Origin of the sequence: Geodermatophilus sp. CPCC 205761, assembly GCF_051383655.1 — a bacterium.
Classification (GTDB): domain Bacteria; phylum Actinomycetota; class Actinomycetes; order Mycobacteriales; family Geodermatophilaceae; genus Geodermatophilus.
Window position 1 is genome coordinate 48,677 of record NZ_JALPKQ010000014.1, and the last position, 15,529, is coordinate 64,205.

Below are 15,529 nucleotides of genomic sequence, written 5' to 3' on the forward strand. Positions count from 1 at the left end.
TTACCAGACGTAGGCGAGGACTTCCCCGCCCACGCCCTTCTTGTTCGCCTGCCGGTCGGTGAGCAGCCCGGTGGAGGTGGAGATGATGGCCACCCCGAGGCCGCCGAGCACCTTGGGCAGCGCGGTGGACTTGGCGTACACCCGCAGACCGGGCTTGGAGACGCGCCGGACGCCGGCGATGCTCCGCTCACGGTTGGGGCCGTACTTGAGGTCGATCACCAGCTCCTTGCGGGTGGTGCCGTCCTTCTCGACCTCGTTGACGGTCCAGCCGGCGATGTAGCCCTCCTGCTGGAGGATCTCGGCGATGTGCGTCTTCAGCTTCGACGACGGCATGGTCGCGGCGTCGTGGTACGCCTGGTTGGCGTTCCGGATCCGCGTCAGCATGTCCGCGATCGGGTCGGTCATCGTCATGGGTGTCGTGCCTCTCTCGCCGCGGTTCCTCAGGCGCCGGGTCAGTGACTTGGCGCGGGGGCCTCTCGGCGATCGGTGGTGCGTTGGTAGGTGACTTACTGGAGCGGCCCGGGACGGGGCCCTCTCACCAGCTGGACTTGCTCACACCCGGCAGCTCGCCGGCGTGCGCCATCTCCCGCAGGCAGATCCGGCACAGGCCGAACTTGCGGAAGACGGCGTGCGGACGCCCGCACCGCTGGCAACGGGTGTAACCGCGGACCGCGAACTTCGGCTTGCGGGCCGCCTTGTTGACAAGCGCCTTCTTGGCCATCTCGGTGTCTCCTCGCCCCGGCTCAGCGGGTGGTGGTCACGACGGGCTGGCCGGCGAACGGGAAACCCAGCAGGCGGAGGAGCTCGCGACCCTCCTCGTCGTTCGTGGCGGTGGTGACCAGCGTGATGTCCATGCCGCGCGGCCGGTCGATCTTGTCGACGTCGATCTCGCGGAACATCGACTGCTCGGTCAGGCCGAACGTGTAGTTGCCGTGACCGTCGAACTGCTTGGCGTTGAGGCCGCGGAAGTCACGGATGCGGGGCAGGGCCAGGGACAGCAGGCGGTCCAGGAACTCCCACATGCGGTCGCCGCGGAGGGTCACCTTCGCGCCGATGGGCATGCCCTCGCGGAGCTTGAACTGCGCGATGGACTTGCGGGCCCGGACGACGGCCGGCTTCTGGCCGGTGATGGCGGTGAGGTCACGGACCGCGCCGTCCATCAGCTTGGCGTCGCGGGTCGCCTCGCCGACGCCCATGTTGACGACGATCTTCGTCAGCCGCGGGATCTGCATGACGTTGTCGTAGCCGAACTCCGACCGCAGGGCCGGGGCGATCTGCTCGCGGTAGTGGGCGAGCATGCGGGGCAGCTCACGGGTGGGTGCACTCATGGGATCAGAGGTCCTTACCGGTGCGCCGCGAGACCCGGATGCTGCGGCCTTCCTCGTCCTTGCGGTAGCCGACCCGGGTCGGCTTGTCCTCGGAGTCGATCACCATCACGTTGCTCACGTGGATGCGCGCCTCCTGCGTGACGATCCCGCCCTGCTGGGCGCCGCGCTGCGTCGAGCTGATCCGCGTGTGCTTCTTCACCCGGCCGACGCCCTCGACCAGCACCTTCTGCTGCTTCGGGAAGGCGGCGATGACACGGCCCTTCGCGCCCTTGTCCTTGCCGGACAGCACGACGACGGTGTCGCCCTTCTTGACCTTCATGGAGGGGGTCTTCTCCGCCATGGTCACAACACCTCCGGGGCGAGCGAGATGATCCGCATGAAGCGCTTGTCGCGCAGCTCGCGACCGACCGGACCGAAGATGCGGGTCCCGCGGGGGTCGCCACTGTCGCGGATGATCACCGCGGCGTTCTCGTCGAAGCGGATGTACGAGCCGTCCGGACGACGACGCTCCTTCACCGTGCGGACGACGACGGCCTTCACCACGTCACCCCGCTTGACGCCGGCACCGGGCAGCGCGTCCTTGACGGTGGCGACGATGACGTCACCGATCCCGGCGTAGCGCCGCCCGGACCCGCCGAGCACCCGGATGCAGAGGATCTCCTTCGCACCGGTGTTGTCGGCGACCCGGAGTCGTGACTCCTGCTGGATCACGTCCCACTCCCAATTCTCAGTTGTGACAGCCGGGCCGAGTCGGTGAACCGGCTGTCCGGCACCCACGTGCGGACGCACCGGCGGGCGTTCTGCCGCCGGTGCGTCCGAGCACGGGTACCGGGATGCGGCGCGCTTCCCCCCGGGGGGCGCGCCAGTCGTCCAGAGTACCTGGTCGACGCGCGGCCCCGGAGGGCCGCCTCCCACAGGGCCCGGACCGGACCCCGCTCGTCCTACTTGGCCTTCTCGATGACCTCGACCAGCCGCCACCGCTTGGTGGCCGACGTCGGCCGGGTCTCCATGATCTGCACCCGGTCGCCGATGCCGGCGACCTGCTGCTCATCGTGCGCCTTCAGCTTGCTGGTGCGACGGATGACCTTGCCGTAGAGGCCGTGCTTCACACGGTCCTCGACCTCGACGACGATCGTCTTGTCCATCTTGTCGCTGACCACGAGGCCCTCACGGACCTTGCGGTAGCCGCGGCCGGCCAGCCCGGGCCCGGTCGACGACTGCGTCTGCTGGGGCTCGCTCATGCCACACCCTCGTTCGGGGCGACCGAGAGGCCCAGCTCGCGCTCGCGCATGATCGTGTAGATCCGGGCGATGTCGCGGCGGACGGTCTGCAGCCGCCGGTTGTTGTCCAGTTGGCCGGTGGCCACCTGGAACCGCAGGTTGAACAGCTCTTCCTTGGACTCGCGCAGCCGCGTGGCGAGCTCGTCGGCGGAGAGCTCACGCAGCTCGGGGGCGGTCAGACCGGCGGCCATCACACCTCTCCTTCACGAGTGACGAAGCGGCACTTCATCGGCAGCTTGTGGATCGCGCGGCGCATGGCCTCGCGGGCCACGGGCTCGGCGACACCGGACAGCTCGAACATGATCCGGCCGGGCTTGACGTTGGCGACCCACCACTCGGGCGAGCCCTTACCGGAACCCATGCGGGTCTCGGCCGGCTTCTTGGTGAGCGGACGGTCCGGGTAGATCGAGATCCACACCTTGCCGCCACGACGGATGTGACGCGTCATGGCGATACGGGCGGACTCGATCTGCCGGTTGGTGACGTAGGCCGGCTCGAGGGCCTGGATGGCGTAGTCACCGAAGTTGATCTCGGTCCCGCCCTTGGCACGACCCGAGCGGCTCGGGTGGTGCTGCTTGCGGTGCTTGACGCGCCGTGGGATCAGCACGTGTCAGCCCTCCGTGTTCTCGGTGGCCGTCGTCTCGGCGGCAGCGGTGGCCTCGGGGCCCACGGCGTCGGCGACGGTCTGCTCGGGCGCAGCCTCGGGGGAGGACACGGCCACGGCGCTGTCGGTGGCGTCGACGGCCGGGCCGGTCGAGCCCTCGGCCGCGGCGCGGCCGGCCTCGGTGCCGCCGGCGGTGGTGCCCGACGAACCCGAGCGACGCGGACGCTGGGCCCGCTCGCGGCGCTGCTGGCGGGCGGCGAGGGCCTCGAGGGCCTCGCGCTCGGCGCGGGAGCCGCTGGCGTCGCCCTTGTAGATCCACACCTTGACGCCGATGCGACCGAAGGTCGTGCGGGCCTCGTACAGCCCGTAGTCGATGTTCGCCCGGAGGGTGTGCAGCGGGACGCGACCCTCGCGGTAGAACTCCGACCGGCTCATCTCCGTGCCGCCGAGGCGACCGGAGCACTGCACGCGGATGCCCTTGACCTGCGGGCTGCGCTGCGCGGACTGCATCGCCTTGCGCATGGCGCGACGGAAGCTGACCCGGCTGGACAGCTGCTCGGCCACGGCCTGGGCGACCAGCTGGGCGTCGGCCTCGGGGTTCTTCACCTCGAGGATGTTCAGCTGCACCTGCTTGCCGGTGAGCTTCTCCAGCTCGCCGCGGATGCGGTCGGCCTCGGCGCCGCGCCGGCCGATGACGATGCCCGGCCGGGCGGTGTGGATGTCGACGCGGACGCGGTCACGCGTGCGCTCGATCTCCACCTTGGAGATGCCGGCCCGCTCCATGCCCTTGGACATGAGCTTGCGGATGGCCACGTCTTCCTTGACGTAGTCCTTGTACAGCTTGTCGGCGTACCACCGGGACTTGTAGTCGGTGGTGATGCCCAAGCGGAACCCGTGCGGGTTGACCTTCTGACCCACTAGCGGGTCCCTCCCCTCGTGTTGGTCTTCTGCTGCTGGGTGGCCGGACCGGACTGGCCGGTGCGACGACGGGCCGTGCGCGACTTGCCGGCGAGCTCATCGCTGGCGGTCACCTCGCTGACCTCGATCGTGATGTGGCACGTCCGCTTGTTGATGCGGAACGCACGGCCCTGGGCGCGCGGACGGATCCGCTTCAGGGTCGGGCCCTCGTCGACGTAGGCAGCGCTCACGACCAGGGCCGCCGGGTCCAGCCGCAGGTTGTGCTCGGCGTTGGCGACGGCGCTGGCCACCACCTTGGCGACCGGCTCGCTGGCGGCCTGCGGCGCGAAGCGCAGCAGGGCCAGGGCCTCGTCGGTCGGCAGGTAGCGGACCAGGTCCACCACGCGCCGTGCCTTCATGGGGGTGACGCGGACGAATCGGGCCGTGGCCCGGGCGACCGGCGTCTCCTGCCCCAACTGGGAAGTCATCTGATGTCTCCTCGCCGTCAGCCGCGCCGCGACCGGCGGTCGTCCTTGACGTGCCCACGGAACGTGCGCGTGGGCGCGAACTCGCCGAGCTTGTGCCCGACCATCGCCTCGGTCACGAAGACCGGGACGTGCTTGCGGCCGTCGTGCACGGCGATCGTGTGCCCGAGCATGTCGGGGATGATCGTCGAGCGGCGCGACCACGTGCGGATGACGGTCTTGGTGCCCTTCTCGTTCTGCGCGTCCACCTTCTTGAGCAGGTGGTCGTCGACGAACGGGCCCTTCTTCAGGCTGCGTGGCATGTCTGTCGGACTCCTCTACCCGCTCAGCGCTTCTTGTTGGTGCGCCGGCGGCGCACGATCAGGGCATCACTGGCCTTGCGCTTGCGCGTGCGGCCCTCCGGCTTGCCCTTCGGGTTCACCGGGTGGCGACCACCGGAGGTCTTGCCCTCACCACCACCGTGCGGGTGGTCCACCGGGTTCATGGCCACACCGCGGACGGTCGGGCGCTTGCCCTTCCACCGCATCCGGCCGGCCTTGCCCCAGTTGATGTTCGACTGCTCGGCGTTGCCCACCTCGCCGACGGTGGCGCGGCAGCGCACGTCGACGTTGCGGATCTCACCGGACGGCATGCGCAGCTGGGCGAAGCGGCCCTCACGGGCGACCAGCTGGACGCTGGTCCCGGCCGAGCGGGCGATCTTGGCGCCGCCACCGGGGCGGAGCTCGATGGCGTGAACCACCGTGCCCACCGGGATGTTCCGCAGCGGCAGGTTGTTGCCCGGCTTGATGTCGGCCGACGGGCCGCACTCCACCGTGTCGCCCTGCTTGAGGCGGGCCGGCGCGATGATGTAGCGCTTCTCGCCGTCGGCGAAGTGCAGCAGCGCGATGCGCGACGTCCGGTTGGGGTCGTACTCGATGTGCGCGACCTTGGCCGGCACGCCGTCCTTGTCGGCCCGGCGGAAGTCGATCACCCGGTAGGCGCGCTTGTGCCCGCCGCCCTGGTGCCGTGCCGTGACCTTCCCGTGGACGTTGCGCCCGCCGCGACCGTGCAGCGGCCGGACCAGCGACTTCTCGGGATGGTCGCGGGTGACCTCGGCGAAGTCGGCGACGCTGGAGCCGCGGCGGCCCGGCGTCGTCGGCTTGTACTTGCGGATAGCCATTGCTGACTCAGTCCTCTATCTCTGGTCCGTGATCCAGGCGCCTCAGGCGCCCGGGCCGCCGAAGATCTCGATGCGGTCGCCGGGGGCGAGGGACACGATGGCGCGCTTGGTGTCCTTGCGCTTGCCCATCCCGCCCTTGGCCCGCTTGCGCTTGCCCTGGCGGTTGATCGTGTTCACGCCGAGGACCTTCACCTTGAAGATCTGCTCGACCGCGATCTTGATCTGCGTCTTGTTCGCCTCGGGCCGGACGATGAACGTGTACTGGTTGTCGTCCAGCAGCCCGTAGCTCTTCTCCGAGATGACCGGGGACAGCAGGACGTCCCGGGGGTCGCGGACGCTCATGCCTTCTCCTCGGTGGTGTCGTCGGTGCTGGCGGTCTCGACGGTGCCCTCACCCTCGGCGGGGGCGATCGACGGCACCCCGCCCGGCGTCTCGTGGGTCGAGAGGTCCGGCAGCACGACGCCGCGGTCCCTGCCCTTGCCCTTGACCGGCCCGGCGACGAACTCGGCGAGCGCGGCCTCGGTGAAGACGATCTCGTCGGCGACCAGCACGTCGTAGGTGTTGAGCTGGCCGGCCTCGATGAGGTGCACCTGCGGCACGTTGCGCAGGCTCACCCAGCTGAGGACGTCGTCGTGGTCGAGGACCACGAGCACCCGCTTGGCCGAGGTGATCGCCTGCAGTGTGGCCAGGGCGGCCTTGGTCTTCGGCGCGTCGCCGTCGACGAAGGTGCTGACCACGTGCACGCGGTCCTCGCGGGCCCGGTCGGAGAGGGCACCGCGCAGGGCGGCGGCCTTCATCTTCTTCGGGGTCTTCTGCGAGTAGTCACGCGGCTGCGGGCCGTGGACGGTGCCACCGCCCTCGAACTGCGGTGCGCGGGTCGAGCCCTGACGGGCCCGGCCGGTGCCCTTCTGGCGGTAGGGCTTGGCGCCACCACCGCTGACCTGGCCGCGGGTCTTGGTCGAGTGCGTGCCCTGGCGGGCCGCGGCCAGCTGGGCGACGACGACCTGGTGCATCAGGGAGACGTTCGCGTCGGCGTCGAAGAGGTCACCGGGCAGCGTGACGCTGCCGGAGGTCTCCCCCGCCGGGGTGCGGACGTCGACCTGACGGTCGGTGCGCGTCTCGATCGACTGGCTCACTTGCTGTCACTCCCCACGGGGCCGCCCTTGACCGCGGAACGGACGAGGAGGAGGCCACCCTTCGGACCGGGAACGGCGCCCTTGATGAGCAGCAGCCCGCGCTCCGTGTCGACCTTGTGCACGACCAGCGAGAGCGTGGTCGTCTTCACGTTGCCCATGCGGCCGGCCATCTTCAGGCCCTTGAACACGCGACCGGGGGTCGACGCGCCACCGATGGAGCCGGGCGACCGGTGCTTTCGCTGGGTGCCGTGCGCGGCACCCAGGCCCTTGAAGCCGTGACGCTTCATGACACCGGCGGTGCCCTTGCCCTTGCTGGTGCCGATGACGTCGACCTTCGCGACGCCGTCGAAGACCTCGGCGGTCAGCTCCTGGCCGACCGTGAAGTTCGAGGCGTCCTCCGTGCGCAGCTCCACCAGGTGCCGCCGCGGCGTGACGCCTGCCTTGGCGAAGTGCCCACCCTCGGGCTTGTTCACCTTGCGCGGGTCGATCGCACCGAAGCCGAGCTGGACGGCCGAGTAGCCGTCGACCTCGGGGGTGCGCACCTGGGTCACCACACACGGGCCCGCCTTGACGACGGTCACCGGCACGATGCGGTTGTTCTCGTCGAAGACCTGGGTCATGCCCAGCTTCTCGCCGAGGAGACCACGGAATGTGCTCGCCATGTCTGCTGACTGCCCTTACTGGATGTTGACGTCGACCGAGGCCGGCAGGTCGATGCGCATGAGCGCGTCGACCGTCTTCGGCGTCGGGTCGAGGATGTCGATGAGCCGCTTGTGCGTACGCATCTCGAAGTGCTCCCGCGAGTCCTTGTACTTGTGCGGGGACCGGATGACGCAGTACACGTTCTTCTCCGTCGGCAGCGGCACCGGGCCGACGACGCGCGCACCGGTCTTGGTCACCGTGTCGACGATGCGCCGCGCCGAGGCGTCGATCGCCTCGTGGTCGTAGGCCTTCAACCGGATGCGGATCTTCTGTCCCGCCATCGCTGTCTTCTGCTCCTGCCGATCGGTGTCAGTTCGTAGCTGGGGAACGCCGGGAGGTCCGAACCGTCATCCGGTCGGGCCCCAGCGGGATGGGTGGCGGTGCACACAGGCACGACCACCCGGGGACGGGCGGCGGCGCAGGGTCGCGCCGCCGCCCGTCAGGGGGTGTTACTTGACGATCTTGGTGACGCGACCAGCGCCGACGGTACGGCCACCCTCACGGATGGCGAACCGCAGGCCCTCCTCCATGGCGATCGGCTGGATCAGCTCGACCGTCATCTCGGTGTTGTCGCCCGGCATGACCATCTCGGTGCCGGCCGGCAGGGTCACGACGCCCGTGACGTCCGTGGTCCGGAAGTAGAACTGCGGGCGGTAGTTGTTGAAGAAGGGCGTGTGACGGCCACCCTCGTCCTTCGAGAGGATGTAGACCGAGCCCTCGAAGTTCGTGTGCGGGGTGATCGAGCCCGGCTTCACGACGACCTGTCCGCGCTCGACGTCCTCACGCTTGATGCCGCGCAGCAGCAGCCCGACGTTGTCGCCGGCCTGGCCCTGGTCGAGCAGCTTGCGGAACATCTCGACACCGGTGACGGTCGTCTTGGTCGAGGTCGGGCGGATGCCGACGATCTCGATCTCCTCGGACACCTTGACGATGCCGCGCTCCACGCGACCGGTGACGACGGTGCCGCGACCGGTGATGGTGAAGACGTCCTCGACGGGCATGAGGAACGGCTTGTCGATCTCACGCTCGGGCTCGGGGATCGCGGTGTCGACCGCGTCCATGAGCTCCATGAGCTTGTTGCCCCACTCGGCGTCGCCCTCGAGGGCCTTCAGCGCCGAGACGCGGACCACGGGGACGTCGTCGCCCGGGAACTCGTACTCGGACAGCAGCTCACGGACCTCCAGCTCGACGAGCTCGAGGATCTCCTCGTCGTCGACCATGTCGGCCTTGTTGAGGGCCACGACGATGTAGGGGACGCCGACCTGGCGGGCCAGGAGCACGTGCTCCTTGGTCTGCGGCATCGGGCCGTCGGTCGCGGCGACCACCAGGATGGCGCCGTCCATCTGCGCGGCACCGGTGATCATGTTCTTGATGTAGTCCGCGTGACCGGGGCAGTCGACGTGCGCGTAGTGCCGGTTCTCGGTCTGGTACTCGACGTGGGCGATCGAGATCGTGATGCCGCGGGCCTTCTCCTCGGGCGCCTTGTCGATCTGGTCGAAGGCCGACGCCTCGTTGAGGTCCGGGTACTTGTCGTGCAGCACCTTGGTGATCGCCGCGGTCAGCGTCGTCTTGCCGTGGTCGATGTGCCCGATGGTGCCGATGTTGACGTGCGGCTTGGTCCGCTCGAACTTGGCCTTGGCCACTGGGATCCTCTCTCCGTGTCTTCGCAGTCGTGCGCGTGCTCTGGGGTGGGCGTGCTGGGTTGCCGGCGGGCTCGGGCCCGCCGCCGGGCTTACTCGCCGGTGACCTTGGCGATGTCCATGGCTCGGCTCCGGACGAACTCCGCTCCTCGGGCCGTGGACGGCCCTGCGATGCTCATTCGCCCGTCACCTTCGCGATGATCTCCTTGGCCACGTTCTGCGGGACCTCGGCGTACGAGTCGAACACCATGGTGTAGCTCGCCCGCCCCTGGGTGCGGCTGCGCAGGTCGCCCACGTAGCCGAACATCTCCGAGAGCGGGACCAGGGCCCGGACGACGCGGGCGCCGGAGCGCTCCTCCATCGCCTGGATGGTCCCGCGCCGGGAGTTCAGGTCGCCGATGACGTCACCCATGTTCTCCTCCGGGGTGACGACCTCGACGGCCATGAGCGGCTCGAGCAGGGCCGGGCTGGCCTTGCGGGCGGCCTCCTTGAAGGCCATCGAGCCGGCGATCTTGAAGGCCATCTCCGAGGAGTCGACCTCGTGGTACTGGCCGTCGAGCAGCGTGGCCTTGACCCCGACGATCGGGTAGCCGGCGAGGACGCCGTACTGCATGGCGTCCTGCATGCCCGCGTCCACCGAGGGGATGTACTCCCGCGGGATGCGACCACCGGTGACCTTGTTCTCGAACTCGTAGGTCGCGGAGTCGGCTGCCATCGGCAGCGGCTCGAGCGCGATCTGCACCTTCGCGAACTGGCCGGAGCCACCGGTCTGCTTCTTGTGCGTGTAGTCGTACCGCTCGACCGCCTTGCGGATGGTCTCGCGATAGGCCACCTGCGGCTTGCCGACGTTGGCCTCGACGTTGAACTCGCGGCGCATGCGGTCGACGAGGATCTCCAGGTGCAGCTCGCCCATGCCGGAGATGACCGTCTGGCCGGTCTCCTCGTCGAGGCGGACCTGGAAGGTCGGGTCCTCCTCGGCCAGCTTCTGGATGGCCGTGCCCAGCTTCTCCTGGTCGCTCTTGGTCTTCGGCTCGATGGCCACCGAGATGACGGGGGCCGGGAAGCTCATCGACTCCAGGATGACCGGCTTCTGGGGGTCGCTGAGGGTGTCACCCGTCGTCGTCTGCTTCATGCCGTTGACGGCGACGATCTCGCCGGCACCCACGCCCTGGCGCTCCTCGCGCTTGTTGGCGTGCATCTGGTAGATCTTGCCGACCCGCTCCTTGCGGTCCTTGGTGCTGTTCAGCACCGGGGACCCGGCGTCCAGCTTGCCGGAGTACACGCGGATGTAGGTCAGCTTGCCGAGGTGCTGGTCGGTCTGGATCTTGAAGGCCAGCGCCGAGAACGGCTCGTCCTCGTCGGCGTGCCGCAGGACCTCGGTCTCGCCGTCGAGCGCGGTGCCGACGATCGCCTCGATGTCCAGCGGGCTGGGCAGGTAGTCGATGACCGCGTCGAGCATGGGCTGCACGCCCTTGTTCTTGAACGCGGAACCGGTGACGACCGGGTTGACCTGGCCGGCGATGGTGGCCTTGCGGATCGCGGCCTTGATGGTGGCGACCGAGATCTCCTCGCCGCCGAGGTAGGACTCCATGATCGAGTCGTCGAAGTCCGCGATGCCCTCGAGCAGCTTCTCGCGGTACTCGTCGGCCCGGTCGGCGAGCTCGGCCGGGATGTCCTCGACCGTGTAGTCCTCACCGAGCTTGGTCTCGCCGCGCCAGGTGAGGGCCTTCATCTGGACCAGGTCCACGACGCCGATGAAGTCGGCCTCGGCACCGATCGGGATCTGCAGCACCAGCGGGTTGGCACCCAGCCGCTCGACCATCATGTCGACGCAGCGGAAGAAGTTCGCACCGGTGCGGTCGAGCTTGTTGACGAAGCACATGCGCGGGACGCCGTACTTCTCGGCCTGCCGCCACACCTGCTCGGTCTGCGGCTCGACGCCGGCGACACCGTCGTAGACGGCGACGGCACCGTCGAGCACCCGCAGGGACCGCTCCACCTCGACGGTGAAGTCGACGTGACCCGGGGTGTCGATGATGTTGATGTCGTGGCCGTTCCAGGAGCACTTCGTCGCGGCGGACGTGATGGTGATGCCGCGCTCCTGCTCCTGCTCCATCCAGTCCATCGTGGCCGCGCCGTCGTGGACCTCACCGATCTTGTAGTTGATACCGGTGTAGAAGAGGATGCGCTCCGTCGTCGTGGTCTTGCCGGCGTCGATGTGCGCCATGATCCCGATGTTGCGGGTCTTGGCGAGCTCGGCCTTCTTGGCCATCTCCTACTCCTCCTCGTTCGGGTCCGCGTGCGGGTGTCCGGGGGTGGCCCGGACTTCCCGCCGGCCGCGGGTGCCGGCTCTCACCGGCGGGGCGCGCTCACCAGCGGTAGTGCGCGAATGCCTTGTTCGACTCGGCCATCTTGTGGGTGTCCTCGCGGCGCTTCACCGCGGCACCGAGGCCGTTGCTCGCGTCGAGCAGCTCGTTCATGAGGCGCTCGGTCATCGTCTTCTCACGCCGTGCCCGGCTGTACTGGATCAGCCAGCGCAGGCCCAGGGTGGTGCTCCGCGAGGCGCGGACCTCGACCGGGACCTGGTAGGTCGCGCCACCGACGCGGCGGCTGCGGACCTCGAGGGCCGGCTTGACGTTGTCCAGCGCCCGCTTGAGCGTGACCACCGGGTCGGTGTCGGTCTTGGCGCGGGCACCCTCGAGGGCGCCGTAGACGATCGCCTCGGCGACCGAGCGCTTGCCGTCGACGAGCACCTTGTTGACCAGCTGGGTGACCAGCGGCGACTGGTACACCGGGTCGGCTACCAGCGGGCGACGCGGCGCGGGGCCCTTGCGCGGCATTAGCTCTTCTCCTTCTTCGCGCCGTACCGGCTGCGAGCCTGCTTGCGGTTGCGGACACCCTGGGTGTCCAGCGAGCCACGGATGATCTTGTAGCGCACGCCGGGGAGGTCCTTCACGCGGCCGCCGCGCACGAGCACCATCGAGTGCTCCTGCAGGTTGTGGCCGACGCCCGGGATGTAGGCGGTGACCTCGATGCCACTCGTGAGGCGGACGCGAGCGACCTTGCGCAGCGCCGAGTTCGGCTTCTTCGGCGTCGTCGTGTACACGCGGGTGCACACGCCGCGACGCTGAGGGGAGCCCTTCAGCGCCGGGGTCTTGGTCTTCTCGACCTTGTCCTCGCGGCCCTTGCGGACCAGCTGGTTGATCGTGGGCATGGGTGGCCTGGATCTCCTACCTGCGCTGGGTCGTGCTTGTGGACGGTGCTCTGCTCGGTCGTGCCCGGGGTGCCGGTCCTGCTGGGGTCGTACCCGTTCCCGGCCGTGGATCACCACCGGTCCCCGCGGTCGGGCGTGTCGCCCTCGCCAGGACCGGCCGGCGCTTCAAACCGGATCGGTCGCCCCCCGCGACTCGGCGCCACCACCTGTCGGCAGGCGCACCGCGAACGGGAGCAGGCCCAGGGCACCCTGGGCACGGCTGACCACGATACCCGCGTGCCCGAAGCCGGTCAAAGCCGGGTCCGCCACATGTCGACACGCGGTGGTCAGCCTCACGCGCCGGGCGCGTACGGCCAGGTCAACGCCCCTGGAGCCGGGGTATTCCCGGGGGGAGGACCCGGCGGGCCGGCCCGGCGGTGGCGGTGGCGGTGGCGGTGGCGGCGACTGTACCGGGGCGGACGGCGACCGGGACGGCTGTCGTCCGCGACACCCCGGGGGCGCCCGGTCACCCGGGCACCGCGCGGCTGTCGTACCCCGGCCCTACGGTCGGTCGCAGGACGCCCACATCCCGCCACCGGAGGACTCCGTGCACGTCGACCTCGCCCGCGAGCTCAAGGCCCACCTGTCGGCCCGGCTGGCCGAGGCCACCGGTCCCGTCACGGCCAGCGACCTCGGACCCGGCGGCTGGGTGCGCCCCGCGCTCGGCCTGGCGCCGATCGGTCCCGGCCAGGCGCACCTGGCGATCCGCCTGGCGATCAAGGACGACGTCGACGTCCTGCTGGCCGGCCTGGACGACGCCGTCCTGGAGGAGATCGACGTGCGCGTCATCGGCGTCGTCCGGGCCCTCTCCTCCCCCACCCCCGAGCAGCTGCAGCAGGGCACCCGGCCGCTGCACCCGGGGCTCTCCGTCGGGCACGGGGCGGTGACCGCGGGGACGCTGGGTGGCTTCGTCCGGGTCGGTGGCCGCCTGGCCCTGCTGTCCAACAGCCACGTCCTGGCCGCGAGCGGCGACGCCGCGATCGGGGACCCGGTGCTGCAGCCGGGTCCGGCCGACGGTGGCGTCGACGACGACCGGGTCGCCACGCTGGCCGCCTTCGAGGCCTTCCTCGCCGACGGCCGGGCCAACCTGGTGGACGCCGCCGTCGCGGTCCTGGACGCCGAGGTGCCGGTCGAGCCCGGGCGGTTCCCCGGCGGTCCGCTGTCCGACGAGGTGCTGGCGGTCGACGACGTGGAGCCCGACGAGCCGGTCGAGAAGGTGGGCCGCACGACCGGGCACACGCGGGGCCGGATCAGCGCCGTCGAGGTCGACGGGGTGGCGGTGCAGTACGGCGACGTCGTCCACACCTTCGACGACCAGGTGGAGATCGACGGCGCGACCGCCGGGTTCAGCGCCGGCGGGGACAGCGGCTCGGTGATCTGGCGGAGCAGCGACCGCACGCCCCTGGGGCTGCTCTTCGCCGGCAGCGAGACCGGCGGGCGGGCCGGCGGTGGCGTCACCTTCGCCAACCCGCTGGCCACCGTGCTCGACGTCCTGGGCCTGCAGTGGGTGGCCTCCTGAGCTGCCGGGGCCGTCCAGCGGCCCCGCCCCGAGCCGACGAGGGGTGGGGAGGAGGACGGCGGCCCCCTACAGGGCCCCGCCCCGAGCCTGCGAGGGGTGGGGGGCAGGGTCCGGCTACTGTCGCGCCGGCCTGATCGGGGGCACCATGGGTGCATGACCGACCGCGCGTCCGCCCGAGCCGCCAAGAGCGCCCTCAGCGCGCGGCTGGCCGCCGATCCGGACGTGGTCGGGGTCGGGCTGGCCCGCCGGGAGAGCGGGTACGTGGTGAAGGTCGACCTGGCCGACGCGCACGCGGCCACCCGGGTGCCCGGCGACGTCGACGGCGTCCGCGTGGTCACCGAGGTCGTGGGCGTCGTCCGTCCTCTCTGAGCGACCTCGGGCCGCTCCGCTCCTGCCGATACGGTCGGGCCCGGCGCCGACGGTGGCGCCGTCGACCAGAGGAGTGGACGTGCGCATCGGCATCCAGGCCAGCTACAGCGGTGGGTTCCGGGAGACCGCCGCGGAGATCCGCGACCTCGAGTCCGCGGGGCTCGACCTCGCGATGGTCGCGGAGGTCTACACCTTCGACGCGGTGAGCCAGCTGGGCTACCTGGCCGCCGTGACCGAGCGCGTCCAGCTGATGAGCGGGATCTTCCCCATCTACAGCCGCACCCCCGCCCTGACGGCGATGACCGCGGCCGGGCTGGACTACGTCTCCGACGGCCGGTTCACCCTCGGCCTGGGCGCCTCGGGCCCGCAGGTGATCGAGGGCTGGCACGGCGTCCCCTACGACGCCCCGCTGCAGCGCACCCGCGAGGTCGTGGAGGTCTGCCGGCAGGTCTGGCGGCGGGAGCGGCTGGTGCACGACGGCCCGAAGTACACGATCCCGCTGCCGCCGGAGCAGGGCACCGGCCTCGGCAAGCCGCTCAAGCTGATCAACACCCCGGTGCGCGACCGGATCCCGGTGCTGCTCGCGGCGATCGGGCCCAAGAACGTGGAGCTGGCCGCGGAGATCGCCGACGCGTGGGAGCCGATCTTCTTCGTGCCCGAGAAGGCGGCGCGGGTGTGGGGCGACTCCCTGGCGGCCGGGAAGGCCCGGCGCGACCCGCAGCTGGGCGACCTCGCGATCGTGGTGGGCGTGCCGGTGGCGATCGGCGATGACGTCGACCACCTGGTGGACGCCGTCCGGCCCCAGCTGGCGCTGTACATCGGCGGCATGGGGGCGCGGGGCAAGAACTTCTACAACGACCACGCGCGGCGCTACGGCTACGAGGCCGAGGCCGAGCTGATCCAGGACCTCTACCTGTCGGGCAAGAAGGACGAGGCGGCGGCCGCCGTCCCGGAGGAGCTGGCGCGGGCGGCGTCGCTGATCGGTCCGGAGTCCTACGTGGCCGAGCGGATCGCCGCCTTCCGCGAGGCCGGCGTCACGACGCTGATGCTCCAGCCGCTCGCCGACGACCGGACGAGCCGGCTGCGCACGGTGGAGACGATGAAGCGCCTGGCGTCCTGATCCCGTCGCCTTCCGACACCGTTTCGTCACCGGACTC

The 15,529-nt window shown here is 70.3% G+C and carries 23 protein-coding genes; 3 read left to right on the forward strand and 20 right to left on the reverse strand.

Annotation, left to right across the window (positions count from 1 at the left end):
* The 20 genes from rpsH to rpsL form a co-directional block, all read right to left on the reverse strand.
* The gene (gene rpsH / locus MY526_RS10875) at window positions 1-405 is read right to left on the reverse strand and encodes a 30S ribosomal protein S8 (protein WP_436692593.1); all 405 of its coding nucleotides are present in this window, start codon (window positions 403-405) and stop codon (window positions 1-3) included.
* Between the two features lie 130 nt (window positions 406-535).
* A complete protein-coding gene (locus MY526_RS10880) occupies window positions 536-721 on the reverse strand; it encodes a type Z 30S ribosomal protein S14 (protein WP_029433453.1) in 186 nt (61 codons plus the stop codon).
* A 22-nt stretch (window positions 722-743) separates the two neighbouring features.
* Entirely contained in the window at window positions 744-1,328 is a 585-nt protein-coding gene (rplE, locus tag MY526_RS10885) for a 50S ribosomal protein L5 (RefSeq protein WP_436692592.1), read from the reverse strand.
* Between the two features lie 4 nt (window positions 1,329-1,332).
* A complete protein-coding gene (gene rplX / locus MY526_RS10890) occupies window positions 1,333-1,668 on the reverse strand; it encodes a 50S ribosomal protein L24 (RefSeq protein WP_436692591.1) in 336 nt (111 codons plus the stop codon).
* A gap of 2 nt (window positions 1,669-1,670) precedes the next feature.
* The gene (rplN, locus tag MY526_RS10895) at window positions 1,671-2,039 is read right to left on the reverse strand and encodes a 50S ribosomal protein L14 (protein ID WP_012950472.1); all 369 of its coding nucleotides are present in this window, start codon (window positions 2,037-2,039) and stop codon (window positions 1,671-1,673) included.
* Between the two features lie 230 nt (window positions 2,040-2,269).
* A complete protein-coding gene (gene rpsQ, locus MY526_RS10900) occupies window positions 2,270-2,569 on the reverse strand; it encodes a 30S ribosomal protein S17 (RefSeq protein WP_436692590.1) in 300 nt (99 codons plus the stop codon).
* A complete protein-coding gene (gene rpmC, locus MY526_RS10905; protein WP_040338545.1) occupies window positions 2,566-2,799 on the reverse strand; it encodes a 50S ribosomal protein L29 in 234 nt (77 codons plus the stop codon). The genes rpsQ and rpmC overlap by 4 nt, the downstream gene beginning before the upstream one ends.
* A complete protein-coding gene (rplP, locus tag MY526_RS10910) occupies window positions 2,799-3,215 on the reverse strand; it encodes a 50S ribosomal protein L16 (protein WP_436692589.1) in 417 nt (138 codons plus the stop codon). Before rplP ends, rpmC begins: the two co-directional genes overlap by 1 nt.
* 3 nt (window positions 3,216-3,218) lie before the next feature.
* Complete coding sequence (rpsC, locus tag MY526_RS10915; protein WP_436703879.1) at window positions 3,219-4,130, reverse strand: 30S ribosomal protein S3; 912 nt, start codon at window positions 4,128-4,130, stop codon at window positions 3,219-3,221.
* On the reverse strand, window positions 4,130-4,597 hold the full coding sequence (gene rplV / locus MY526_RS10920) for a 50S ribosomal protein L22 (RefSeq protein ID WP_436692587.1): 468 nt from the start codon (window positions 4,595-4,597) through the stop codon (window positions 4,130-4,132). Before rplV ends, rpsC begins: the two co-directional genes overlap by 1 nt.
* Before the next feature lie 17 nt (window positions 4,598-4,614).
* Entirely contained in the window at window positions 4,615-4,896 is a 282-nt protein-coding gene (gene rpsS / locus MY526_RS10925) for a 30S ribosomal protein S19 (protein WP_089402109.1), read from the reverse strand.
* Between the two features lie 23 nt (window positions 4,897-4,919).
* Entirely contained in the window at window positions 4,920-5,753 is an 834-nt protein-coding gene (gene rplB / locus MY526_RS10930) for a 50S ribosomal protein L2 (RefSeq protein ID WP_387987748.1), read from the reverse strand.
* 42 nt (window positions 5,754-5,795) lie between these two features.
* Window positions 5,796-6,095, reverse strand: a complete 300-nt coding sequence (rplW, locus tag MY526_RS10935) for a 50S ribosomal protein L23 (RefSeq protein ID WP_436692586.1) — start codon at window positions 6,093-6,095, stop codon at window positions 5,796-5,798.
* The gene (gene rplD, locus MY526_RS10940; protein ID WP_436692585.1) at window positions 6,092-6,889 is read right to left on the reverse strand and encodes a 50S ribosomal protein L4; all 798 of its coding nucleotides are present in this window, start codon (window positions 6,887-6,889) and stop codon (window positions 6,092-6,094) included. The genes rplW and rplD overlap by 4 nt, the downstream gene beginning before the upstream one ends.
* Window positions 6,886-7,551 (reverse strand): 50S ribosomal protein L3, encoded by a 666-nt coding sequence (gene rplC, locus MY526_RS10945; protein WP_436692584.1) that lies wholly within the window; start codon window positions 7,549-7,551, stop codon window positions 6,886-6,888. The genes rplD and rplC overlap by 4 nt, the downstream gene beginning before the upstream one ends.
* A 15-nt stretch (window positions 7,552-7,566) precedes the next feature.
* Window positions 7,567-7,872 carry a 30S ribosomal protein S10 gene (rpsJ, locus tag MY526_RS10950; RefSeq protein WP_014742859.1) on the reverse strand — a complete coding sequence of 102 codons (306 nt, stop codon included), beginning with the start codon at window positions 7,870-7,872 and terminating at the stop codon, window positions 7,567-7,569.
* A 168-nt stretch (window positions 7,873-8,040) separates the two neighbouring features.
* Window positions 8,041-9,234, reverse strand: coding sequence for an elongation factor Tu (tuf, locus tag MY526_RS10955; RefSeq protein ID WP_436692583.1), 1,194 nt, complete (start codon window positions 9,232-9,234; stop codon window positions 8,041-8,043).
* Between the two features lie 172 nt (window positions 9,235-9,406).
* Window positions 9,407-11,503, reverse strand: coding sequence for an elongation factor G (gene fusA, locus MY526_RS10960; protein ID WP_436703880.1), 2,097 nt, complete (start codon window positions 11,501-11,503; stop codon window positions 9,407-9,409).
* 97 nt (window positions 11,504-11,600) lie between these two features.
* Entirely contained in the window at window positions 11,601-12,071 is a 471-nt protein-coding gene (gene rpsG / locus MY526_RS10965; protein WP_073421335.1) for a 30S ribosomal protein S7, read from the reverse strand.
* A complete protein-coding gene (rpsL, locus tag MY526_RS10970; RefSeq protein ID WP_012950487.1) occupies window positions 12,071-12,445 on the reverse strand; it encodes a 30S ribosomal protein S12 in 375 nt (124 codons plus the stop codon). Before rpsL ends, rpsG begins: the two co-directional genes overlap by 1 nt.
* A gap of 586 nt (window positions 12,446-13,031) precedes the next feature.
* Between rpsL and MY526_RS10975 the strand changes: the two genes are divergently transcribed.
* The 3 genes from MY526_RS10975 (at window position 13,032) to MY526_RS10985 (ending at window position 15,492) form a co-directional block, all read left to right on the forward strand.
* On the forward strand, window positions 13,032-14,003 hold the full coding sequence (locus MY526_RS10975) for a hypothetical protein (protein ID WP_436703881.1): 972 nt from the start codon (window positions 13,032-13,034) through the stop codon (window positions 14,001-14,003).
* Between the two features lie 153 nt (window positions 14,004-14,156).
* Window positions 14,157-14,372, forward strand: a complete 216-nt coding sequence (locus tag MY526_RS10980; RefSeq protein ID WP_436692580.1) for a hypothetical protein — start codon at window positions 14,157-14,159, stop codon at window positions 14,370-14,372.
* 79 nt (window positions 14,373-14,451) lie between these two features.
* Window positions 14,452-15,492 (forward strand): LLM class F420-dependent oxidoreductase, encoded by a 1,041-nt coding sequence (locus MY526_RS10985; RefSeq protein ID WP_436703882.1) that lies wholly within the window; start codon window positions 14,452-14,454, stop codon window positions 15,490-15,492.
* The last annotated feature ends 37 nt before the right edge of the window (window positions 15,493-15,529 follow it).

Coding starts and splice junctions, on each gene's coding strand:
- rplX (WP_436692591.1), bottom strand. CDS start 1,668: ATGGCGGAGAAGACCCCCTCCATGAAGGTCAAGAAGGGCGACACCGTC.
- rplB (WP_387987748.1), bottom strand. CDS start 5,753: ATGGCTATCCGCAAGTACAAGCCGACGACGCCGGGCCGCCGCGGCTCC.
- rplE (WP_436692592.1), bottom strand. CDS start 1,328: ATGAGTGCACCCACCCGTGAGCTGCCCCGCATGCTCGCCCACTACCGC.
- rplW (WP_436692586.1), bottom strand. CDS start 6,095: ATGAGCGTCCGCGACCCCCGGGACGTCCTGCTGTCCCCGGTCATCTCG.
- MY526_RS10980 (WP_436692580.1), top strand. CDS start 14,157: ATGACCGACCGCGCGTCCGCCCGAGCCGCCAAGAGCGCCCTCAGCGCG.
- rpsL (WP_012950487.1), bottom strand. CDS start 12,445: ATGCCCACGATCAACCAGCTGGTCCGCAAGGGCCGCGAGGACAAGGTC.
- rpsH (WP_436692593.1), bottom strand. CDS start 405: ATGACCGACCCGATCGCGGACATGCTGACGCGGATCCGGAACGCCAAC.
- rpsJ (WP_014742859.1), bottom strand. CDS start 7,872: ATGGCGGGACAGAAGATCCGCATCCGGTTGAAGGCCTACGACCACGAG.
- fusA (WP_436703880.1), bottom strand. CDS start 11,503: ATGGCCAAGAAGGCCGAGCTCGCCAAGACCCGCAACATCGGGATCATG.
- rpmC (WP_040338545.1), bottom strand. CDS start 2,799: ATGGCCGCCGGTCTGACCGCCCCCGAGCTGCGTGAGCTCTCCGCCGAC.
- rpsG (WP_073421335.1), bottom strand. CDS start 12,071: ATGCCGCGCAAGGGCCCCGCGCCGCGTCGCCCGCTGGTAGCCGACCCG.
- rpsQ (WP_436692590.1), bottom strand. CDS start 2,569: ATGAGCGAGCCCCAGCAGACGCAGTCGTCGACCGGGCCCGGGCTGGCC.
- MY526_RS10880 (WP_029433453.1), bottom strand. CDS start 721: ATGGCCAAGAAGGCGCTTGTCAACAAGGCGGCCCGCAAGCCGAAGTTC.
- rplC (WP_436692584.1), bottom strand. CDS start 7,551: ATGGCGAGCACATTCCGTGGTCTCCTCGGCGAGAAGCTGGGCATGACC.
- rpsS (WP_089402109.1), bottom strand. CDS start 4,896: ATGCCACGCAGCCTGAAGAAGGGCCCGTTCGTCGACGACCACCTGCTC.
- rplV (WP_436692587.1), bottom strand. CDS start 4,597: ATGACTTCCCAGTTGGGGCAGGAGACGCCGGTCGCCCGGGCCACGGCC.